The sequence below is a fragment of the Ruegeria sp. K7 genome (assembly GCF_056531785.1).
The window spans coordinates 324136-346493 of record NZ_JBQFMJ010000002.1; the positions used below are offsets into that span (position 1 = coordinate 324136).

22 protein-coding genes, 1 tRNA gene and 1 pseudogene are annotated in these 22358 nt (G+C 58.8%); 14 read left to right on the forward strand and 10 right to left on the reverse strand.

The features are described 5' to 3' along the window. Positions 1–13 precede the first annotated feature (13 nt). From ACR0FE_RS06180 to ACR0FE_RS06195, 4 genes are all read right to left on the reverse strand, one after another. Positions 14–1603 (reverse strand): ABC transporter permease, encoded by a 1590-nt coding sequence (locus tag ACR0FE_RS06180; RefSeq protein ID WP_480911724.1) that lies wholly within the window; start codon positions 1601–1603, stop codon positions 14–16. Then, entirely contained in the window at positions 1596–2633 is a 1038-nt protein-coding gene (locus tag ACR0FE_RS06185; protein WP_480911726.1) for a quaternary amine ABC transporter ATP-binding protein, read from the reverse strand. The genes ACR0FE_RS06180 and ACR0FE_RS06185 overlap by 8 nt, the downstream gene beginning before the upstream one ends. A 79-nt stretch (positions 2634–2712) precedes the next feature. Next, entirely contained in the window at positions 2713–3663 is a 951-nt protein-coding gene (locus ACR0FE_RS06190) for an ABC transporter substrate-binding protein (RefSeq protein WP_170613702.1), read from the reverse strand. A gap of 302 nt (positions 3664–3965) precedes the next feature. Next, entirely contained in the window at positions 3966–4394 is a 429-nt protein-coding gene (locus ACR0FE_RS06195; protein WP_480911907.1) for a phage integrase central domain-containing protein, read from the reverse strand. Here ACR0FE_RS06195 and ACR0FE_RS06200 point away from each other — a divergent pair. Beyond that, on the forward strand, positions 4317–4502 hold the full coding sequence (locus ACR0FE_RS06200; protein ID WP_480911918.1) for a hypothetical protein: 186 nt from the start codon (positions 4317–4319) through the stop codon (positions 4500–4502). The genes ACR0FE_RS06195 and ACR0FE_RS06200 overlap by 78 nt on opposite strands. A 330-nt stretch (positions 4503–4832) precedes the next feature. Here ACR0FE_RS06200 and ACR0FE_RS06205 read toward each other — a convergent pair. The 4 genes from ACR0FE_RS06205 to ACR0FE_RS06220 form a co-directional block, all read right to left on the reverse strand. Beyond that, positions 4833–4909: transfer RNA gene (locus tag ACR0FE_RS06205), tRNA-Arg, on the reverse strand. A gap of 64 nt (positions 4910–4973) precedes the next feature. Beyond that, positions 4974–6359, reverse strand: coding sequence for an ATP-binding protein (locus tag ACR0FE_RS06210; RefSeq protein WP_480911910.1), 1386 nt, complete (start codon positions 6357–6359; stop codon positions 4974–4976). Positions 6360–6374: 15 nt separating this feature from the next. Then, positions 6375–7793 (reverse strand): FAD-dependent oxidoreductase, encoded by a 1419-nt coding sequence (locus ACR0FE_RS06215; RefSeq protein ID WP_170613706.1) that lies wholly within the window; start codon positions 7791–7793, stop codon positions 6375–6377. A 3-nt stretch (positions 7794–7796) separates the two neighbouring features. Further along, positions 7797–8555 carry a TVP38/TMEM64 family protein gene (locus ACR0FE_RS06220; RefSeq protein ID WP_480440632.1) on the reverse strand — a complete coding sequence of 253 codons (759 nt, stop codon included), beginning with the start codon at positions 8553–8555 and terminating at the stop codon, positions 7797–7799. Between the two features lie 269 nt (positions 8556–8824). On the opposite strand from ACR0FE_RS06220, the gene rpmH reads away from it, so the two are divergent. The 13 genes and pseudogenes from rpmH to ACR0FE_RS06285 all read left to right on the forward strand — a co-directional run bounded on the left by rpmH (position 8825) and on the right by ACR0FE_RS06285 (position 20151). Continuing rightward, positions 8825–8959 (forward strand): 50S ribosomal protein L34, encoded by a 135-nt coding sequence (gene rpmH, locus ACR0FE_RS06225; RefSeq protein ID WP_005980833.1) that lies wholly within the window; start codon positions 8825–8827, stop codon positions 8957–8959. 26 nt (positions 8960–8985) lie between these two features. Then, positions 8986–9412 (forward strand): annotated as a pseudogene (rnpA, locus tag ACR0FE_RS06230) (ribonuclease P protein component). After that, positions 9409–9654, forward strand: a complete 246-nt coding sequence (yidD, locus tag ACR0FE_RS06235) for a membrane protein insertion efficiency factor YidD (RefSeq protein ID WP_480911728.1) — start codon at positions 9409–9411, stop codon at positions 9652–9654. The pseudogene rnpA and the gene yidD overlap by 4 nt, the downstream one beginning before the upstream one ends. A 70-nt stretch (positions 9655–9724) precedes the next feature. Beyond that, positions 9725–11341 (forward strand): acyl-CoA dehydrogenase family protein, encoded by a 1617-nt coding sequence (locus ACR0FE_RS06240; protein WP_480911730.1) that lies wholly within the window; start codon positions 9725–9727, stop codon positions 11339–11341. A 44-nt stretch (positions 11342–11385) separates the two neighbouring features. Further along, positions 11386–12279 (forward strand): tRNA 2-thiocytidine(32) synthetase TtcA, encoded by an 894-nt coding sequence (ttcA, locus tag ACR0FE_RS06245; RefSeq protein ID WP_480911732.1) that lies wholly within the window; start codon positions 11386–11388, stop codon positions 12277–12279. A 70-nt stretch (positions 12280–12349) separates the two neighbouring features. Continuing rightward, positions 12350–13891, forward strand: coding sequence for an EAL domain-containing protein (locus ACR0FE_RS06250; RefSeq protein ID WP_480911734.1), 1542 nt, complete (start codon positions 12350–12352; stop codon positions 13889–13891). Positions 13892–14017: 126 nt separating this feature from the next. After that, positions 14018–15847, forward strand: a complete 1830-nt coding sequence (yidC, locus tag ACR0FE_RS06255; protein ID WP_480911735.1) for a membrane protein insertase YidC — start codon at positions 14018–14020, stop codon at positions 15845–15847. Then, positions 15844–16581: an MOSC domain-containing protein gene (locus ACR0FE_RS06260; RefSeq protein ID WP_480911737.1), complete on the forward strand. Its 738-nt coding sequence runs from the start codon at positions 15844–15846 to the stop codon at positions 16579–16581. Before yidC ends, ACR0FE_RS06260 begins: the two co-directional genes overlap by 4 nt. Beyond that, a complete protein-coding gene (gene yihA / locus ACR0FE_RS06265; RefSeq protein ID WP_480527218.1) occupies positions 16578–17231 on the forward strand; it encodes a ribosome biogenesis GTP-binding protein YihA/YsxC in 654 nt (217 codons plus the stop codon). The genes ACR0FE_RS06260 and yihA overlap by 4 nt, the downstream gene beginning before the upstream one ends. 60 nt (positions 17232–17291) lie before the next feature. Then, positions 17292–18155, forward strand: a complete 864-nt coding sequence (argB, locus tag ACR0FE_RS06270; protein WP_170805992.1) for an acetylglutamate kinase — start codon at positions 17292–17294, stop codon at positions 18153–18155. Positions 18156–18212: 57 nt separating this feature from the next. Then, entirely contained in the window at positions 18213–19007 is a 795-nt protein-coding gene (locus ACR0FE_RS06275) for a sterol desaturase family protein (protein WP_480911740.1), read from the forward strand. Beyond that, entirely contained in the window at positions 18944–19657 is a 714-nt protein-coding gene (locus tag ACR0FE_RS06280) for a ferredoxin (protein WP_480911742.1), read from the forward strand. Before ACR0FE_RS06275 ends, ACR0FE_RS06280 begins: the two co-directional genes overlap by 64 nt. Beyond that, positions 19654–20151: a SixA phosphatase family protein gene (locus tag ACR0FE_RS06285; RefSeq protein WP_480911744.1), complete on the forward strand. Its 498-nt coding sequence runs from the start codon at positions 19654–19656 to the stop codon at positions 20149–20151. The genes ACR0FE_RS06280 and ACR0FE_RS06285 overlap by 4 nt, the downstream gene beginning before the upstream one ends. 46 nt (positions 20152–20197) lie before the next feature. Here the strand turns inward: ACR0FE_RS06285 and ACR0FE_RS06290 are convergent, their stop codons facing one another. Beyond that, positions 20198–20989 carry an amino acid ABC transporter ATP-binding protein gene (locus ACR0FE_RS06290; protein WP_170613728.1) on the reverse strand — a complete coding sequence of 264 codons (792 nt, stop codon included), beginning with the start codon at positions 20987–20989 and terminating at the stop codon, positions 20198–20200. 12 nt (positions 20990–21001) lie between these two features. Continuing rightward, on the reverse strand, positions 21002–22357 hold the full coding sequence (locus tag ACR0FE_RS06295; RefSeq protein ID WP_480911747.1) for an amino acid ABC transporter permease: 1356 nt from the start codon (positions 22355–22357) through the stop codon (positions 21002–21004). Position 22358: the final 1 nt, after the last annotated feature.

Below are 22358 nucleotides of genomic sequence, written 5' to 3' on the forward strand. Positions count from 1 at the left end.
GGGGCGCAGATGGTTAGATTTTCTCGTCTTCTCGCCGGAATGCGCCTTGCACGATCCTGTCCATGACCATGGCGAGGAACAGAATTGCGAAGCCGCCCAGCAGGCCCGGCCCCTTGGCGGCATATTGCAGTGCCTCCAGGATTTCTTTGCCCAAGCCGCCACCACCTATCAGCGAGATGATTACGACCATGGACAGACACATCAGAATTGTCTGGTTCACACCTGTCATGATCGATGGCAATGCCAGCGGGATTTCAACATCTTTCAGCAACTGCCATTTCGAGGCCCCAAAGGCGACGGCGGCTTCCTTGATGCTCTCCGGAACCCCACGCATGCCCAGTGCCGTCAGTCGAATAACCGGCGGCATTCCGAAGATGATCGTGGCCAGAATGCCCGGCGGGTTGCCGGTGCCAAAGAAGGCAATGATCGGGATAAGGTAAACGAAGGCCGGAAGGGTCTGCATCAAGTCCAGCACCGGTTCCGCCGCGCGATAAGCGCGCTTAGACTTGCCAAACCAGATACCCAGCGGAATGCCGAAGACAACGCAGAGCAACACCGCCGCACCCACCAGCGCAACGGTTTCCATCGCTACGTCCCAATATCCCAGCAAAGCGATATAGGCCAACGAAGCTGCGGTGAAGATGGCAACCCTTGGTCCCGCCGCGCGCCATGCGGTCACACAGATGACCAGCATGACAACTGGCCAAGGTGAGCCGATAAGTGCCACTGTCAACGCATCAAGAACAGAACGCACACCGGCTACTATCCCGTCGAAGACATCGCCCCCTGCTGCAGCGGCCGCGTCTATCTTTTCTTCCATCCAGCCAGCCAGGTTTGAGAACAACGTGCCGTTGCCCTCTCCCAATATCATCGCGGATACCTGCTGCTCGGGGAAAGCATCCAGCAAAGGAAGCGACGCGTTTACGGTGAACTTGTAAACGATCAAGGGACCAATGGCGGCGACAAGGATTGCGCCCAAAACCGTGTTTCGGGTCGAGCGTCCGCTTTCCGTGCTGCCCGGGTCGATACGCCAGTTTGAATACTGTTTTTCGTAGACTCGGTCGGCATACAAACCCTGAACCACCTTGAAAACCAGCAACATCAGCAACCCGGTGATAAGAATACCCGTGGCCTCGGACTGGGCAGCAGCGGCCCTTTCCAAGCTGGTATCAGCCGCTTTCTGAATGTTCTCAGCCAGCTTGGTGAACCGATCGATATCCGCCTTTTCAGTTGCGTCCGCCGCTCGGGCCAGCAGTTCGGCTGCGCGCTCTTGCTGACGGGCGGCACGCTCTGCAAAGTCCGCACCCGGATTGCCCCACGCGCCTCTGCCGATTTGGACCCACGCGATGATCTCGAGGATCAGAAACGTCCAGAACATGCCCCAAATGGCCCGTGACGCGGACCAGAACGGCCCCATCACCGCCGCCCACGTGTTGAACGTGTTGGGAATTGCACTGGTAGCGTCGTGGATTTTGTGAAAAGCGTTGACGTAATAGGCTCCGTTCGGACCAGCGAACTTCTTGATGGAAATATCAAGAGCCTCGCGATCAACCTCGATGTCAGAGGCGGCCGTTACTTTAAGCTCAGAAGTTGCGTCAGTCATTTTTGCCCCCCTGAATACCACGCAACAGGCGTGGCTTGGTCACGACACCCACGTCACTGCCCGCATCCGTTATGACGACCGGCAAGTCGGACTTCACGGCCAGATCGATCAGCTGGTCCAGATCCGCGCCTTCGTCCGCCCGGGGCGCACCGTCGAGTGGCCCTGAATAGCTGTCCATCGGTTCCATGATGGAATGCGCTTTGACCAGTTTGAGCTTGGAGATGCCCTGAACAAATTCGCGCACGTAATCGTCGGATGGATTCATAACAATATCCTCCGGCGTGCCGATCTGTACGATCACCCCATCCTTCATGATCGCGATTCGGTGGCCTATACGAATAGCTTCATCCAGATCATGAGTAATGAACAGCGTGGTCTTTTTAAGCTGCGCCACAAGCGCCTTGAACTGGTCCTGCAACTGCAGGCGGATCAGAGGGTCAAGGGCGGAAAAGGGTTCATCCATCAACAGGATTTCGGGGTCCGACGCCAGCGCCCGCGCGATCCCCACGCGTTGCTGCATCCCGCCGGAAAGCTCCTTGGGCAGGCGGTCCTCATAACCAGTTAGGTTTACCAGGCTCAAAGCGTGATCCGAAACAGCCCAACGTTTGGATTTCGGGACCTTTCTGATCTCCAGGGGGTAAGCCACGTTATCGCGGACGGAACGATGAGGCATAAGCGCCATATGTTGAAAGACCATGCCGATTTGCTGGGCGCGAATGCGGCGCAATTCGGATTCCGATAGTTTCGATACATCGTGACCCAGGATTTCGATCCGGCCGGCCGTCGGCTCGATCAATCTGTTCACGTGTCGTACCAACGTGGACTTGCCCGAACCGGACAACCCCATGATGCAGAAGATTTCGCCACGCGGCACTTCGAATGTGGCACCCTGAACACCGACAACGCAGTTGAACCGTTCCAAAACTTCCGGCTTGCCGATTCCTTCGTCTCGGACAGCTTGCATTGCCTCTTCAGCACGTGCGCCGAAGATCTTCCAAACGTTTTCCAGTTTTACGACAGGTTCGTCCATTTATCCCCCACAGGGCATGGCCCTGCCCAACAGAAAAAAGGCCGCCGCGATTTTCCGCGACGGCCTGCAAGGTCGTGGTTTAGTTGGTTAGCCAGCCGATCACGGTGTCTTCATTCTCTGCCACCCACTGCTTGGCAAAATCCGCAGCTTCGACGTTGTCTACAGCCAGAGCCTTGCCCATCGCGCTCAGATCATCTCCTGACATCTGATAGTTGCTGAACAGAGCGGCCACTTCAGGATAACTCTCTTCCAGCTCTTTCGCGTAGTGCAGGTGAAGAGTCGCGCCGTTCCAGGCCGTGGACGCTTCGGATTTCGACAGCCAATCCGGGTCATCGGTGGGCTGAACAATTGTCCACGTGGCAGGATCATGTGCCGGTTCTTCGAGTACGGTCAGATCCTGTGTCACGAAGATATAGTGGGGGCTGTAGCAGAACCCGATCCACGGATCGCCCGCCTTGGTCGCGTTTGCCAGGTTGGCATAGGCGATGGTTTCCTCGTATTCCGTCAGGTCGAATATCTGATCATAGCCATAAGATTTGGCCCGAATCTTCTCGACAACGGTCGAAGCCCAGCCCGGAGCACCGATCCAGACCTCAGGCGTACCATTCCCGTCTGTATCAAAGATCGCCATCTTGTCCGGGTCACTCAAGTCGTCGATTGACTTGATGTCATGCTGTTCAGCGATGTAGGTCGGGACGCACATGCCCTGCTCGGCCTGAACCGGGTTTTGGTTCATGACAACCGTGCCATTTTCTTTGACATAGGTGTCGTGCAGGTTTTGCTGGTTGGGCATCCACACTTCAGGGTGGACGTGCATCGAGCCGCTGTCCATGGCTTCGAAGACAATCGGATTCGTGCCGTTTTGCAGTTCCACGTCCAGACCAAGGTTTTCTTCGATCACTACCTCAAGAATATGTGCCGTGGCATTCACCGAGGCCCAGTTCGGCACACCGATCACGATATCTGCGGCCATAGCCGGGCCGGCAATCGCGACCGAAGCACTTCCTAGTAGCGTTGCAATTCTTTTCATCTGGTATCTCCATGTTGGGAAATTTCCGCGCTTGTTTTTCTCACCGTTTCGGACGGTGGTGCGCTTGGAATTTTTTTCGGGAAGGTCGTGCCTTCCGGTCCTTTTTGGCCAGCGAAACTTGAGGCTGACATAGCCACAAAAGTGAAGCACGCGAGCGCGCTGCCCATCAAGAGATACGTTATTCTAGTTCCTGTATTAGAAATTATCGCAAAATAGTTTCGACTATTTAGGATTCGCAAGTAATGTTACGAGTAACCCGAAGCCGGCTTTTGTATGTCACACAGAACACATCGAACGCTGTTTTAAGGCAAATATGAGCGCCTTGGCAGCCACAGCAGAGCGGGTCTGCAACTCGGTTTAGAACGCGGGCACCTCTCGCCACGCATCGCGTCATGGTGCTGGACCTTGGCTTTGACGTTGGGCAGCATCTTACCTTCGCGGATTGCGGTCACCGAGTTCTCGCCCGAGCGAAAGCCGTTGGACTTCGCCACGTCGAGTAACGTCCTTATCCGCAACGACAGTCGCTTTGCGGTTTCGTGTTTCTCGGTCCAGATGGGCGACAGGCACATCAGCACTTCGGGCTGATCGATGCTATCTGCGGGCATACGGCCGATCTTGGGGAACGAATAATCACGCAAAGTGTTGAGCCATTGATGGCGATGCTTGGCATTCCTCCATGTTGGCAGGCGGTCAATGTGAACCTGCCGGCTGAGTTCTTCAAAAGTTGGAATTTCGCGCTTGGCGTTGAAGCGCGGGATCCACCGCGCTTTCGCTATTCGCCGCAATTCGATGGCTCGTTCTCGAGCCTGTTTCAGTGCGACGACATCCGCGCAGCCTAAACCGAATTCCGTTCGAAGCGGCGCGCCCGTGCGGTTCTATGCCCTTTGACCGTAACACGTACGATCCAACACCGTGCGCCCAATGGATCTACAACAAGATAGAAGCCAGAACCGTCACCGTGTCGTCCCGGACCAAGATTTTCTACCAGCTTCTTTGCCAGCTTTCCGCTGAGCGCCGACATGAAACTACAACAAAAAATACCACTTAATGAAAGTATACTGGTGTCATTGGCGAAAATTCAATGAAACCCGCTAGCGCGGCTACAATCATATGACGCAAAGGTTTTAGCGACCTAGTGTTGTTCAACAAAATTCAGGGAGATCACCAAGTGGCGGACCGAGGAGGATTCGAACCCCCGACCCCTTGATTCGTAGTCAAGTACTCTATCCAGCTGAGCTATCGGTCCGCGTTGGTGAGGCGGTATTTAGACCCAGGTCCGGGGACGTGCAAGTCGATTCTCAAAAAAACTTTCAAAAAGTCCGGTCGCCGCGCGGCAGGCTTATTTCAAAGGTGGTTCCGTCAGGACCTGTGTGCTTCAGCACCAGATCTCCGCCATGTCCGCGCACCAGTTCCTGCGATATCGCGAGGCCCAGACCCGAACCTCCTTTGCGCACGCCGCCCTGAAACGGGGTAAACAGGTTTTCCCGCGCTTTCGGGGGCAGGCCCGGACCATTGTCGCGGACTTCAACGCACCAGCTATCGTCGTCTTCACGGCCTTCTATCGTGATCTTCCCGGGCTTGCCCGAGGCGACAAGCGCCTGACGGGCGTTGCGGACAAGATTCATCATGACCCGGAACATCTGCTCGGGGTCGGCGCGGGCGATCAGGTCCTGCGGCAGGTTGTTGACAATTTCCACGCAAGAATCGGCAACCGCCAGCCTTTCACTGGCCACAACATCTTCACCGACATCGCGCAACCGGACCATGGTCAATGTGGGTGCCGGTTCCTCGGCGCGGCCAAATGCCAGCGTGCTTTCACATAAGGACACCGCACGGGTGATCGAATTCACCAGCTTGGGGGCCAGACGCCGAACCACCGGATCGTCACTGGATTCGATGCGGTCCGTGAACAATTGTGCCGAGGTCAGGATGTTGCGCAAATCGTGACTGACCTTGGCCACGGCCCCACCCAACTGAGCCAAGCGTTCACGCTGTTTCAGGGCCTGCGTCAGCTCCTTCTGCAACATTTGCAGGGCCTCCTCGGCTTCCCTGAGTTCCGTCACCCGGGAATCCGGCGAGATGATGCCGCGCGCATCCTCAGGTGCGCTGGCATAACGCTGCATGTATCCGACCACGCTTTTGATCGGACGCACCAGAACGACACGCACCGCAAGAAACAGGAAAAAGGCGGTGATGATGGAAATCACGAAGGACAGCCCCAGAATTCGCAGGCCGTAGTCCGTCATCGCCATGCGCAGCGGCGCGCTGTCGATCGTCACTTCGATCAGCAGCCCGGCACCCTTGACCGGCTCGCCTATCACTCGGATGACTTCGTTTTCCGGAGTGAACAGCCGGGCCATCGCGTCCCGGATCAGAACCCAAGGGCTCGCGTCGCGCAGATCGTAGGTCTTGGTGATCGGCTCGGGGATCGGTGAGGACAGCATCAGCTGACGCACCTCGTCACGCCGCAACACCACATTGTAGACGCCCGCATTGGCCAGAAGTTCGGCCTCCAGATCTTCGGCCAGCATGTCATCAGCCAGCAACGCCAGCGAGGCGATCTGCGCCCGTTCAAGCCGGTTCAGCAGGAAATCTTCGCGGAACCGCGCAATCGATGGCACAAAGATCAGCACCTCGGCCAACATCACGAAGACCGTCGTCAGGATCAGAAATCGGCCCGACAGCGAGTTCAATATGCGCTCCTTTCCCGGTCAGGGGATCCAGCGCTGGACGAACCTGACCACTCGTTTAACTGCCTGATTCTCAAACAGCCTTGGCGAGAAATAAGCGCCCGCCGCGCGTTTGTTAAGCTCTCCGATCGTCGGATAGGGGGACACCATCGCGGCGACCTGACCCATCTTCAGATTATTGGCCAGGGCCAGCGACCACAAGTTGATCAGTTCGCCCGCCTGATGACCCACGATTGTAACACCCACGGGCCGGCCTTTTACGACCATGACCTTAATGAAGCCTTTCGTTTTCCGCTGGGAAATCGCCCTGTCATTGTGATGATAGTCAAAACGGGCGACCTCGACCTTGTCACCATGGTGTGCATGCGCCTGCGCTTCGGTCAGGCCAACCTGCGCCAGTTCCGGATCAGTATAGGTGGCCCACGGGATATGCGCCGTCTTCGCCTTGGACGGCAGGCCGAACAGCGCCGAGCGGATGACAATCCCTGCCTGATACCCGGCTACATGGGTGAATTGCAGCCCACCGGCGACGTCACCGATGGCATAGACCTTGCGGTTGGTGGTCCGCAACGCCTCGTTAACCTTGACCCCGGTAGGGGACAGTTCGATCCCGGCGGCTTCAAGGTTCAGGCGGTCTGTGTTTGCCTTGCGCCCCGCCGCCAGCAACAGATGCGAGCCCGAGAAGACGTCACCATTCTCGGTCACTACCTCAATCGTGCCAGCGTTGCCCCTGATCTGCGCGACCAATGCCGTTTCGTGAATCACCACGCCTTCCGCGCGCAAAGTCTCCAAAACAACCTCGGCCGCTTCGGGGTCATCCTTGCCCAGTGCTGTCATCCCTTCGATCACAGTGACTTTGCATCCCAGCCGAATATGGGCCTGCGCCATTTCCATGCCGATGGGCCCGCCGCCGATGATCAGAAGGTGATCGGGCTTGTCGCGCAGGTCAAAGATGGTCTCGTTGGTGAAATACGGCACCTGATCCAACCCGGGGATCGGCGGCACCAGGGGGGAAGAACCCGTTGCGATCACCACACGCCGCGCAGTGATCAGGTGACCACCCGCCTGCACATGGGTCGGAGAAACAAAACTGCCATATTCGCGGATAACTTTGACGCCAAAGCCCTCGAACCGCTCCTGGCTGTCCATCGGTTCGATCTGGGCGATAACGTCCCGGACGTGATCCTTGGCCGCAGCATAATCCACCTGCGGAGCCACATCCGCCACGCCCAGCACCGAGGCATGGGCCTGCGCATGGGCTGCGTTGGCGCTGGCAATCAGGGCTTTGGACGGAACACATCCGAAGTTCAGGCAATCGCCGCCCATCTTGTGGCCTTCCAGCAGGATGACGTTTGCCCCCATCTGGCTGGCCCCTGCGGCCAAGGACAACCCCCCTGACCCGGCTCCGATCACCAGGATATCGGCATTCAGATCTTGCATGAATCAGGCGTCCTTTCGGCCTCGAACGGATTTGATGACAATCGGCAAAGCGGCCAGCACACACAAGCCGATGATGGGACCTATGACAAAGGGTTCCCACAGCAGCGAAACGTCAGGCGTCTCGCCCCGGTCGAACACACCGCCCAGCCCCACGCCGATCCAGGTGTACACAATCCCTCCGGGGATAATGCCCAGCGCCGTAGTGATCAGAAAATTGCGGAATTTCACGCCCACCAGAGCGGGCACAAGGTTGGCCACGAAAAACGGCACGACGGGTACAAGGCGCAGCAGAAAAAGCACCGGAATTTCATTCTCGCGCAAATTGTCCTTGAGCTTTTTGATGCTGCCCTCCGAAGATTCGAGGCGGGCCGTCAGGGCTTCGCCCAACCCCCAGCGCGCGGCCAGAAAGATCACCGATGCACCGACCGTGGCCGCAAATACGTTAAAGACGGTTCCGGCGATTAGTCCGAACAGGAACCCGCCCGTCATCGAGGCCACCGCCGCACCCGGCAAAGAAAATGCCACGATGACGATGTAAATCGTCACGAAAGCACCGGCCATTGCCCAGTAATTGGCGTCACGCCACGCCAAAAGCGCCTCGCGGTTGTCGCGCAGAGTTTCGAACGTCAGATAGTCGCCCAGTGTGAAAAACCCCACCGCTGCAACGGTAAGAATCACCAGCAACGGAATATGTCGCGCAAGCCCTCTGCGCGGGGCCTGAGTTGCATCACTCATGTGGCTGTCCGGTTTCGTGTGTTTCATTCTGCAAACAACATGCGCCGCATGGCGCCTCGGCAACAGGGGCCTCACGCTGCCTTGATGTTTTTGTCCGGGAATGTGAGGGTTTGGGGCCGCTGACCTGTCTTTTTGAAACCTTTTCACGGGCTGGGTTACAGAATTGTTGCAAAAGCCGCCAAAACCCCCACCTTGGGGTTTGACTTACCCCCCGCTACCCAGTAGAGGACGGGCTTCGAACACCACGGGCAGGCGAATCCGCGCCGCACCCGACCGCATAGATTGGAGACGGAGCGATGAAACGCACCTATCAGCCTTCGAACCTGGTTCGCAAACGCCGCCACGGTTTCCGCGCGCGCATGGCCACAAAGGCCGGCCGCAAGATCCTGAATGCGCGCCGCGCACGTGGCCGCAAGTCGCTGAGCGCGTAAACCGCTCGACCTGTCAGGTTATGAACATGACGCCGCCGGAGGCCCCTCGTGGATGGTAAGGACCAGCCCGGGGAAACGCCCCCGGCGGCGTCCGTTTGCGCGCCTGAAACTCTGACCATTCTCAGGAAACGATCCGATTTCCTGAAAGCCGCGCGCGCGCGCAGGCAGGGCACATCCTCGATGATGGTGCAGGGCCGCAAACGCGCGCCTGACGAAGCGACCGGAATTCGCGTCGGGTTTACCTGTTCAAAGAAGGTCGGCAATGCCGTTGCCCGCAATCGCGCCAAGCGGCGTTTGCGCGAGGCCGCCCGCGCTGTGCTGCCCGTCAGTGGGCTTGATGGGTGGGACTATGTACTGGTCGGTCGCGCCGAAGTGACCGCCGCGCGCCCGTTTGACGCCCTTCTGGATGACCTCCGCTATGCGCTGCGCAAAATCCACGGCGGGCGGAAATGACCCTGTTCTCTCATATCCTTGCCCTGCCTGTCAGGGCTTATCGGCTGGTTTTCAGCCCCTGGGTCGGGTTCAACTGCCGCTTTCAGCCCACGTGTTCGGCCTATGCGCTTGAAGCATTGGAAAAACACGGTGCGATCAAGGGCGCGTGGCTGGCCGCCCGACGGATTGGCCGATGCCACCCTTGGGGCGGTGACGGCTACGATCCCGTGCCGGAACGCCCTGACGAGCAGCGCAGAACTTAATGACCCCCGGTCAGACTTGACCCGGTTGAACCTGCGCTCAACATTCGGATCAGTCCAACCCGAGGTTCTGATGCCACCAGACGCACGCCGCACTCTGCCCACGCACACCGTCCACAACCAACCGCAAATTCGTGGTGACATTGACCTGTGGGCCTGCGACCCGGTGCTTCTAGACACGGTGGACATGTCCGGCGCGCGCGCAGCGCCTTTGGCGGCTTTCGGCGAAACACTTGGACGTGCCGAAACACGAGAGTTGGGGCGCGAAGCCAACCGACAGCCGCCCGAACTCCGGGTATTCGATCAGGGCGGTCGGCGTCTGGACGAGGTGCGGTTTCACCCCGCTTACCACCAGATGATGCAGATCAGCCAGTCCGCCGGTTACGCCGCAATGGCCTGGGACGGTCAGCCGGGTGGGCACGCCACCCACGCAGCCATGGTCTACTTGGCGGGACAGGTCGAGCCGGGGCATTGTTGCCCGATGACCATGACCTATGCGGCAATCCCGGCGCTTGAGGTCAATCAGCAGATCGCCTCGGTCTGGCGCCCAAAACTCATGGCCCACAGCTATGATCCGTCGACGCGTCCGATCGACCAAAAAGCCTGCGCCACGTTGGGTATGGCGATGACTGAGAAACAGGGTGGCTCGGACGTACGCACCAATACCACCATTGCCACCCGCGATGGCCATCACTGGCGTCTGCGCGGTCACAAATGGTTCTGCTCGGCCCCGATGTCGGATGGCTTCCTGACGCTGGCGCAGACGCCGGGTGGGCTGACCTGTTTCCTTGTTCCCCGCTGGTTGGAGGGCGAGCGCAACGCGATCCATCTGATGCGTCTGAAGGATAAGCTGGGCAACAGATCCAACGCCTCTGCCGAAATCGAATACCACGACGCGCTGGCCTATCAGCTGGGCGACGTAGGCGCTGGCGTGCAGACCATCATCGAAATGGTGCACCACACCCGGCTGGGCACTGCCATGGCTCCGGCCGGACTGATGCGTGCCGCCCTGTCCGAGGCACATCATTGGGTCAGCCACCGAACCGCGTTTCAGCGCCGTCTGATCGACCAGCCCCTGATGCGCGCCGTGCTGGCCGACCTGGCACTGGATTGGGAGAGCGCTCTGACGTTGGCGATGCGGGTCGCGAAGGCATTCGATGGCGGGTCGCCCGAAGACAGGGCCTTTGCCCGCATCAGCGTCGCACTGGCCAAATTCCTGAACAACAAGCGCTGTCCGGTTGTCGTGGTCGAGGCGATGGAGGTGCTGGGCGGCATGGGCTATGTCGAGGATACCCCTCTGCCCCTGCTCTATCGGGAAGCCCCGCTAAACGGCATTTGGGAGGGGTCAGGCAACGTGATCTGCCTCGACATTCTGCGCACCGTAATCCGAGAACCGCTGGCTGCCGAAGTACTGCAGGCCGAGTTGGACGCCGCACGAGGTGCAGACCGGGGCTATGACGCAGCGTTGAAGGCGCATCGCGACCGTTGGCCCGACCTGCCACCCGAGGCAGAGGCACGGTGGTTTGCCGAGCGTACAGCACTGTTGTTGGCGGCGGCGCAGTTGGTACGACATGCCCCTGGCGCAGTTGCCGACGGGTTTATTGCCACGCGCCTGTCAGGTGAAAGCGGTCGCATCCCGGGATCGGTCACAGGATTGGACACCGACGCCCTGCTGGCGCGTCTGGGCTGACCCGCCCACTTGCCCGGTTGCCGCAACTGCTGTAGGGGCAGCCCATGTTTGACGAAGCTGACGATATCCACCCGCTTTTTGCTGGTGCGCCCTCGACCACCGAGTTCAAAAAGCTGCGCAAGCGCATCGTGCGCCAGACCCGTGAGGCCATTGAGCATTACAGGATGGTGGACCCGTCCGCCCATGACAAGGATGGCAAACCGCCCCGCTGGCTGATTTGCCTGTCAGGCGGCAAGGACAGCTATACCCTTCTTGCGGTTCTCCACGAGTTGAAATGGCGCGGACTGCTGCCGGTCGACCTTCTGGCCTGCAATCTGGATCAGGGTCAGCCGGGTTTTCCCGCCACCGTTCTACCCGAGTTTCTGGAACGCATGGGAGTTCCTCACCGCATCGAATACCAAGACACCTACTCCGTCGTGATGGACAAGGTTCCGCAGGGCCGCACCTATTGTGCGCTGTGTTCACGCCTGCGCCGCGGCAACCTGTATCGCATCGCCCGCGAAGAGGGCTGCTCTGCCGTGGTACTGGGTCATCACCGTGACGACATCCTCGAAACCTTCTTCATGAACCTCTTCCACGGCGGGCGTCTGGCCACCATGCCGCCTAAACTTGTGAATGAAGAGGGCGACCTGTTCGTTTTCCGCCCCCTCGCCCATGTGGCCGAGGCCGATTGCGCGAAATTCGCAACCGCCATGAACTATCCCATCATCCCCTGTGACCTCTGCGGCAGTCAGGACGGCTTGCAGCGCCAACAGGTGAAACAGATTCTCGATCAGTGGGAAAAGAACAGCCCCGGCCGGCGTCAGGTGATGTTCCGGGCCCTGACAAACGCGCGGCCCTCGCATCTGCTGGACCCGAAATTGTTCGATTTCGCGAATCTTTCGCTTGATCCGGGTCAAAAAAACGAAAAATCGGACAAAATTCCGCGTCTGCGTTAACGACTGACTCAGTTTGGTTTCCTACGGTTGGGCTTGCGCGCTGAGTCCAAGCTGAAGGCCGTTAGAACCAATGCGGAACCGATTAATCTTTAAACGAGTCCTCAACACGATTGTCGCGGGCCTGAACGGCCCTTCCGCACTGGCCTTCATACCGGCACTCAGCCTTGCAGCCTTCTGGATCGGCGGAGAGCAAGTGCTGTTGATCGTCGCATTGGGCTTGCCCCTGATCCATGCCGGAGCGAGCGCTGCAAATATCTGGCCTGCGATTGGGAATTCACTTCGCGACAACTCTGGCGGGATGATGCCGGAACAGGTGTTTCGTACCAGGTTGGGGAACCTGCTGGATGGCGCGAGGAAAAATATGGAAAGCTCGGCCTGTTTCGTGATTTCACTGGATGACTATGGGTCGCTGCTAGACCTGCACGGGCAGGCGGCGGCCGCCCATATCGCCGAACTGGCCTGCAGCCGGACCTTGTCCACGATCCGGTCCCAGGACATCGTGACCCGGGACGGCAGAGACAAAATCGCTTTGGGTCTTGGGGCATCTCCGCATCTTGACCTGGAATCCTGCATTCAGATGTCCGGCCGCATCCAAACTGCTATCGAAGAACCGATCATGCTGAATGGTGCCGGGCTTTGCGTCTCGTGCTCGATCGGGTTTTGCCTGATGCCTCATGACTTCGACGGTGACGCAACCGACGGGATCGAGGCGGCGAACGCCGCACTTGCCGAAGCACAAAGAAACGGCCCTTCGACCATTCGGGCCTATTCCGTCGAAACGCGCCGCCGGTCCCGGATCCGCACAAACCTGCGCAAGGATTTCGAGGCAGCGTTGGACAATGGTGAAATTCGCCCCTGGTTTCAGCCTCAAATCTCGACAGACACAGGGCGCGTCACAGGTTTTGAGGCACTGGCCCGGTGGGAGCATCCGCAAAAAGGTGTGTTGGGCCCGCAGGTGTTTCTACCCTTCGCCCAGCAGGCGGAACTGATGGAACGGCTGGGCCATGCGATGTGCCACCATGCGTTTACTGCCATGCAGGCCTGGGACCGGGCTGGCGTTGTGGTTCCTCGGATCGGTATCAATTTCTCGTCCGATGAACTCCGCGACCCGGGGCTCATGGATCGCCTGAAATGGGAACTGGACCAGTTTGACCTGAAACCGGACAGACTTGCGGTCGAAATCCTCGAAACGGTATTTGCCAAACGCCCCGATGACGTCATCACCCGCAATGTGACCGGAATGGCCGCGCTGGGATGCTGTATCGATCTGGATGATTTCGGCACCGGTCATGCCTCGATCGCGTCCATTAAGCGCTTTGATGTTTCGCGGATCAAGATCGACCGGTCCTTTGTAACAAAATCCGATCGGGATCCCGGTCAGCAACAATTGGCCAGTGCCATCCTGACGATGGCGGAACGGCTTAACCTGGAAACACTGGCCGAAGGGGTGGAAACCCCGGGCGAGCATGCCCTGATGGCGCAGCTTGGCTGCAATCATGTGCAGGGGTTCGGAATTGGCAAACCGATGCCACTCGAGCAGCCGCTCGACTGGATCGCTTCGCACCGCGCAAAAGTGAACAAGGTTCCCGGGATTGGACGGCAAACCGGATGAAATCCGGGATTTTGCAAGGCGCAATCCCTTCCGGTGGCAAATTGACGGGCGATTCCACTTGACCTTTGGGGCTGCACTCTGTTGAACACCTCCGGTGTGTTTCCCAGCTCAAGGTGGCTGTCCCAGATGGACGATCAGAACAAGAATCTCATCCTCGCAACCGCGCTCAGCTTTCTGGTGATCCTCGTCTGGTTCGTCCTTTTCCCACCCCCGGAACAGGCACCGACACCGGATCAGGTGGAAGTCAGCGCCTCCGAGGGCAGTGAGCTTCAGACTCCGAGCGCAGCGGGTGACACAGCCGTCGGCGATGCATCTGCTGTCACAGAAGAAGCACAAGCCGAAGCCGAGGCCCCGCGCATTCAGATCGACACGCCTCGCCTGTCTGGCAGCATGTCCCTGGCCGGCGGGCGCATCGATGAGCTGTTTCTGAAAGACTACAAGGTCTCGATCGAAGCAGGCGCCCCGATCGTCGAGCTGCTTTCGCCCGTCGGGTCCGATTCTGCCTATTACGCCTTGTATGGCTGGGCGCCCGGGGCGGGCGTTGCCGGCGCGGATGTCCCTGGGCCGAACACGCTCTGGTCGACTGAACAAGGCGACACGCTTACCGTCGACAGCCCGGTCACACTGGTCTGGGACAACGGTAAGGGCCTGATCTTCCGACGCACCGTGTCGGTTGATGAAGACTACATGTTCTCGGTCACGCAATCGGTCGAGAATACCACGCAGTCCGAAGTTGGCATGGCGCCCTATGGCATTTTGGCGCGCCACGGGATGGGTGAGGATGGTGACCTGCCGGGCCTGAAGAACTTCTTTATCCTGCACGAAGGCGTCATGGTCATGGCGGACGGCGTTCTGGACGAGATCGATTATGGCGATGTCCGCGACTTCGACATTGATCCGAATGAACGCGCGCAAGCCGAAGTCTTTCAGATCAAGGAAGGTGGCTGGGTCGGCTTTACCGATCACTACTGGATGACCACCCTGATCCCGGCTGAAGGTTCGGCCTTCAAGGCGGCGGCAAAATACGACGCGCGCCGCAAGATTTATCAAACTGAAACCGTACTGCCGACCCTGTCCGTTGCGCCCGGCGCGACCGAGGAAGTCACCACCCGCCTGTTTGCAGGCGCCAAGGAATGGGAAACCATCCGCGAGTATCAGGCGGAAGGTGTGCAGAAGTTCGTGGACAGCATCGATTGGGGCTGGTTTTACTTCCTGACCAAACCGATTTTCTGGCTGCTGCACAACATCAACGTTTTGATCGGCAATATGGGGTGGTCCATCATCGGCCTGACGCTGATCATCAAGGCGATCCTGTTCCCGCTGGCGTTCAAGTCCTACGTCTCGATGGCCAAGATGAAGGAACTTCAGCCGCAAATGGAGGCCCTGAAAGAGGCTGCCGGCGATGACCGCCAGAAGATGCAGCAGGGCATGATGGAGCTGTACAAAAAGGAAAAGGTGAACCCGGCCGCTGGCTGTTTGCCGATCCTAATGCAGATCCCGATCTTCTTCTCGCTGTATAAAGTGATCTTTGTCACCATTGAACTGCGTCAGGCCCCCTGGTTTGGCCCGTTCCAGGACCTCAGCGCGCCGGACCCGACCTCTATATTCAACTTCTTTGGCTGGCTGCCCTGGGCCGGACCGCAGCCTGATACGCTGATGGCGCTGATCTTCATCGGTGTCCTGCCACTGCTGCTGGGTATCTCGATGTGGCTGCAGCAGAAACTGAACCCGGCACCAACGGATGCGACACAGGCGATGATCTTTGCCTGGATGCCGTGGGTCTTCATGTTCATGCTGGGCGGGTTTGCCAGCGGCCTGGTGGTTTACTGGATTGCGAACAACACGATCACGTTCACGCAGCAGTACCTGATCATGCGCAGCCAGGGCTACACGCCGGACGTCTTCGGCAACATCAAGTCCGGGTTCAAGCGGACCCCGAAGACGGATGACAAATGAGCGGGTCTGTCACCAGCCTCTGGCGGCATCCAATCAAAAGTCACGGGCGGGAAAGCCTGAGTGATGTAACCGTGACCCCCGGGCAGACAATGCCCGGGGATCGCGTTTGGGCCGTCGCGCATGAGGCGTCAAAGGCCGATGGTTCGGAATGGGCGCCCTGTGCCAATTTCAGCCGCTGCTCCAAAGCCCCGCAACTGGCGGCCATATCGGCCCGGATGAACGGCGGCACCGTGACGCTCAGCCACCCGGGGCGCCCCGAGATCAACTTCGATCCCGACACGCAGCAGGATGATTTTCTGGACTGGGTCAAACCGCTGATGCCCGTCGACAGGGCTGCGTCGGCGCGGATCATCCGGGTTCCGGGACGGGGAATGACCGACAGTGACTTCCCCTCGATCAGCCTGTGCAACATGGCCTCGCACCGGGCGGTCGAGCAGAAGCTGGGGCAGGACCTGTCCCTTGTCCGCTGGCGCGGCAACATCTGGTTCGACGGGCTGCCCCTGTGGGAAGAATTTGACTGGCTGAACCGCGACATTCGCATCGGTCAGGCCGTTCTGCGAGTTCGGGAACGTATCACGCGCTGTCTGGCCACGACCGCCAACCCGGAAACCGGCACGCGGGATGCAGACACGCTGGGCGCCCTGAACGCTTGGGATCATCAGGATTTTGGCGTCTACGCCGAAGTTATCCAGGGCGGAGATATCCGTGTCGGCGACAAGGTAGAACCGGTATGAGCACGCTTCCTTTTCCAATGGCGGACGCGCCGGATGCGATTGCGCAGGAAACCGGGCGCAAGCTGTTTGCTGGCCCGTCCGAATTCGTCAAAGGCGTGGTTGCCATGGACGGCCTGCCCGCCCCCGACCGGCTTGAGGTGTGTTTTGCGGGCCGCTCGAACGTGGGGAAATCCAGCCTGATCAACGCGCTGACCGGGACCAAGGGATTGGCGCGCGCATCGAACACGCCCGGCCGCACGCAGGAGATCAACTTTTTCACGCAAGGGCCCGACCTCTATCTGGTTGACCTGCCCGGTTACGGTTATGCCAACGCGCCGGTCAAAGTAGTCGAGAAATGGCAGCGACTGCTGAAACAGTACCTCAGCGGACGTCAAACCCTGCGCCGCGCTTTTGTATTGATCGACTCGCGCCATGGAGTAAAACCTGTGGACGACGAGATCATGAAGCTGCTGGATACCAGCGCCGTGACATTTCAATGCGTCATGACCAAGGCCGACAAGGTCAAGGCCAAAGAGCGTGAGAAGGTGCTGGATCAGGTCCGCTCCGCGCTGTCCAAGCACCCTGCCGCCTACCCCGAGATTGTGCTGACCTCCTCCGAGAAAGGGGACGGAATACCGACCCTGCGCTCGATCATTGCACATCTTGAGTAGCTTCGCCCTTGGCAGCACCGTCCAAAGGCCCTAACACGGTTCGCCAGAAGGACCTAAGCCATGAAGACACGAGACATGAACCGGGACTGGATTGCCACCGCCGCCACTCTAAACAGCGCACTGCCCTACCTGCAGCGGTATGACGGCGCGATCGTCGTGATCAAACTGGGCGGTCACGCCATGGGCAGCGACGAGGCGATGGAAAGCTTTGCCCGCGATGTCGTGCTAATGCGGCAGGTCGGGGTAAACCCGGTCATCGTGCATGGTGGCGGACCCATGATCAACGCGATGCTTGATCAGTTGGACATCCAATCGGATTTCGTGAATGGCAAGCGGGTCACCGATAAGGCCACGGTCGAAGTCGTCGAGATGGTGCTGTCTGGCCTTGTCAACAAACGGATCGTGCAGGCCATCAACCGTCAGGGCGGAACGGCGGTCGGGCTGTCCGGCAAGGACGCCAATCTGATGGTTTGCGAGCAGACGGATTCCTCATTGGGCTTCGTCGGCACACCATCCGAGATGAATCCCAAACTGCTGCATGATCTTTTCTCGCATGATGTAATCCCCGTGATTGCGCCGCTCGGAGCAGGCAAAGACGGTGAAACCTTCAACGTGAACGGCGATACCGCTGCCGGAGCCATCGCGTCGGCCCTGAAGGCGGATCGACTGTTGCTGCTGACCGATGTATCCGGCGTCAAGAATGCAGTCGGAGAGGTGGTAACCGAGCTCAAAGCCGGACAGATCCGCGAGATGACCCGCGAAGGCACGATTGCCGGCGGCATGATCCCAAAAACGGAAACCGCTCTGGACGCGCTGCACAGTGGCGTTCGGGCGGTTGTCATCCTGGATGGCCGTGCCCCAAATGCCGTATTGCTGGAATTGTTCACCGAACACGGTGCGGGCTCTTTGATCCGGCCGGACTGACGCCTATGTGAATTTCCCGGTCTTGTCTCGGGCTTTAATATGCCTGAATGTGAATATATGGAGCACGAATCCATTATTCGGCTGGGTATTTTCCTGGGGCTTTTTGCGGTTTTCGCAATAGCCGAGACATTTGCACCCAGACGTTCGCTAGATTGCTCGAAACGACGGCGCTGGCAAACCAATCTTGCCATAACGCTTCTCAACACCCTGACGCTGAGGGTTATGGCAATCTGGGTCCCGTTGCTGGCCGTTGGGGCGGCGGTGGACGCCGGTCATCACGGGATTGGGCTTTTCAACAGGACCGCCTGGCCCGGATGGCTTGAAATTCTTCTGAGCGTGCTGATTCTGGACTATGCGATCTGGCTGCAGCATCTGGTGACACACAAGGTGCCGATCCTCTGGCGGCTGCACAGGGTGCATCACGCGGACAGGGACATGGATGTAACGACCGCCGTGCGATTTCATCCCATCGAAATCGCACTGTCCATGATACTGAAAATCGCGCTGGTCTATGCATTGGGTCCCAGTGCACTTGCCGTTGTTCTGTTCGAGGTTCTGTTGAACGGAACTGCGCTGTTCAATCACTCCAACATCAAACTCCCCCTTGCCGTGGACGCGGTGTTGCGTAGGGTTCTTGTGACGCCTGACATGCACCGGGTTCACCATTCGGTGCACAGGGAAGAACATGACAGCAATTACGGCTTTGCGCTGTCAGTCTGGGATCGATTGATGGGCACCTATGTGGCGCAGCCAGGTGACGGGCATGACAGGATGAAGGTGGGACTGCAATGGCGGGACGAACAACCAACCCGGCTGGGATGGAGCCTGACACTGCCGTTTCGGCGCAAGTGACATACTCTGACGTGACAGCAGCCGCTGATCGGTCGGCCTTGGTCGTGATGGGTGCGCTGCACCCCCGGCATAGCGGCGCCAAGCAGCTGGATGGCGGCACCCTGATCCTGCTGGGTGCAGCGCAGACATTCTGGCCGGTTTTGAAGGCGTCGCCCGAATGGGCGGATGGGCTGGCGGACCCGGTCGACAGATGGTCCTTGCGGGTTGTCGGCGCGATGGCTGGCGCACTGGGTGCCACGCCATACTATCCGTTCGGCGGGCCGCCCTACACACCCTTCATCGACTGGGCGCTGAAGTCCGGGCGCACGTTTCAAAGTCCGGTTGGCGCATTGGTGCATGACAATGTTGGCATGATGATCTCGTTCCGCGGTGCGCTGCATTTTGCCGAAGAGTTCCCAATACCTGCCGCCGAAGGACCAAGCCCCTGCGCCACCTGCCATGCCCCCTGCACTTCGGCCTGCCCGGTTGGCGCTTTGTCGACCCACAGCTTTTACGACGTCGACACCTGCCATGCACATCTGACCACGCCGGAAGGCCAGACCTGCATGGCTGGCGGTTGTCTCGCGCGACTTGCCTGCCCGCTAAGTGCGGGTGCCGGGCGGTTGGCAGAACAATCTGCGCATCATATGAAGGCGTTTCACCCATCATGACCCGCACCCTGATCCTGACCCGTCACGCCAAGTCCAGTTGGGACATTCCGCTGAGCAACGACCATGATCGCCCGCTAAACAAGCGCGGGCGTAAATCAGCCCCGGCCGTCGGAAAATGGCTGTCACGGAACGCCTGGCTTCCGGATGAAGTTCTGAGTTCTTCGGCCACCCGGACCCGCGAAACCTGGGACAGGATGGAGCTGACTGCTGCCAGGACCACCTTCACCCGCGACCTGTATCTGGCCGATCCCGCTGAAATGATGAAGGTATTGCAACAGGCGACCGGACGCACCGTACTGTTGCTGTGTCATAATCCCGGTATTGCCGCCTTTGCGGATCAGATTGTGAAATACCCACCGGACCACGTACGGTTCTACGATTATCCCACCTGCGCGACGACGGTTATTCGATTTGACATCAACACCTGGAGAGGCTTGCAGCGGCACAGCGGCAAGGTCCTGGGCTTCGCAATCCCGCGCGAACTGTTGAACTGAAAAAGGCGGGGCCAGACCCCGCCTTTTTCCGGATTTAATTGCAGGTTCAGTGCCCCAGAATTTGGCTGAGGAACAGCTTGGTCCGCTCGCTTTTGGGGTTGTTGAAGAACTCTTCCGGTTCGTTCTGTTCCACGATCTGGCCGGCATCCATAAAGATCACGCGGTTGGCGACCTGACGGGCAAAGCCCATCTCGTGGGTCACACACAGCATGGTCATGCCTTCTTCGGCCAGCTCGATCATGGTGTCGAGCACCTCTTTGATCATCTCGGGGTCCAACGCCGATGTCGGTTCATCGAACAACATGATCCGAGGCATCATGCACAGCGAGCGGGCAATCGCCACACGCTGCTGCTGTCCACCGGACAGCTGGCCGGGATACTTGTCGGCCTGTTCCGGAATCTTGACCTTTTCCAGGAAATGCATCGCGCGCTCTTCAGCCTCTTTCTTGGGCGTCTTGCGCACCCAGATCGGGGCCAGCGTGCAGTTTTCCAGAATGGTCAGGTGCGGGAACAGGTTGAAGTGCTGGAACACCATGCCAACCTCGGACCGGATCTTGTCGATGTTCTTGAGGTCATTCGACAGAACGGTTCCATCCACAACGATCTTGCCCTGCTGGTGTTCCTCCAGCGCGTTCAGGCAGCGGATCAGGGTGGATTTGCCCGACCCCGAAGGCCCCGCGATCACGATCCGCTCGCCCTGATTGACGGTCAGATTGATGTCGCGCAGCACGTGGAAGGCCCCGTACCATTTGTTCATGTTGGTGATTTCGATGGCGACCTCGTCGCTCACCTGCATTTTCGAGCGATCGATTTCACGGTCAATTGCAAGTTCAGACATGTGTTGAACTCCTTAACGATGGCCAGTCTGAAGCTTGCGCTCCAGATACATGGAATAACGGGACATGGAGAAGCAGACGACGAAGAACAGAACGCCGATAAAGGCAAACAGTTCCCAGTAGACGCCGTTCCAGGCGGTATCGGCGCGGATGCCGTTGGTCAGACCGATCACGTCGAACAAACCGATGATCGAAACCAGTGTCGTATCCTTGAAGATACCGATGAACGTGCTCACGATGCCCGGGATCGAGATTTTCAGCGCCTGCGGCATGATGATCAGCCGCTGCGCCTGCCAGTAGTTCAGTCCAAGACTGTCAGCCCCTTCGTACTGACCCCGCGGCAGCGCCGCCAGACCACCCCGGATCACCTCGGCCATATAAGCGGCCGAGAACAGGGTCATCATGATCATCACCCTCAGGATGATGTCAAAGTTGGTCCCCGGCGGCAGGAACAGGTTCAGCAGCAGCGAGGCCACGAACAGCAGGGTGATCAGCGGCACGCCCCGAATGAACTCGATAAAGCCCACGCAGAGGTATTTGACGATCATCAGATCAGACTGACGACCGAGCGCCAGCACGATGCCGATGGGAAGCGAGACGCCAATGGCCACAACACCCAGCAGGATCGCCAGCATGAAACCGCCAAAGTCGCGGCTTTCGACAGTTGCTATACCAATTGGAATGACAGAGTCGACCGCGTCAGCAACTGCGCCAGCAGCAAACAACCACCACAGAATGGGCAGCGCGACTGCAAGGATTAACGCCGTCAGGGACCCCGCCATTGGAAGCACAACCTTGTAGGCGAAGTAACCGATTGCGAACCCGGCGGCGACCATCAGCGGTCCCCAGATCGACCCGCCCCACATCAGCCAAGGCAGCAGGAACGGATAAGCCGCCGTCACGATCAACAACTTGCGCGGCACTTTGGTGAACAACACCGGCGCAATCGCAACCAACAACAGGATGAAGGTCAGGTTCGGCCGAAAATAGGCCGGCCAGCCGCCCGATTCAGGCGGATTAGACCACGTTGCGTCCGGATGCGCCGGATACGGTGGATAAAACCCGTACAGCAACTGCAGCCACCGGTCCTTGATCACGCCCCAGCAGGCATGGCCATGAGTATCGCCCCAGGTCGCCATCATGATCTCACGACACTCCGACAGGGAATTGGCGTTCCAAACGGATTCGAACGTCCAGGACAGAATGTTGGAGAGCACATAGTAGATGAAATACAGCGAGATGAGCGTCAGGATTGAGTTCAGCCAGCTTGAGAACAGGTTATGCCTGATCCATCCCAGCACACCGACCTCGGATGCAGGTGGTGCCTGTTCCGGCAACATTTCCGTGCGGACAAATGAAACATCACTCATA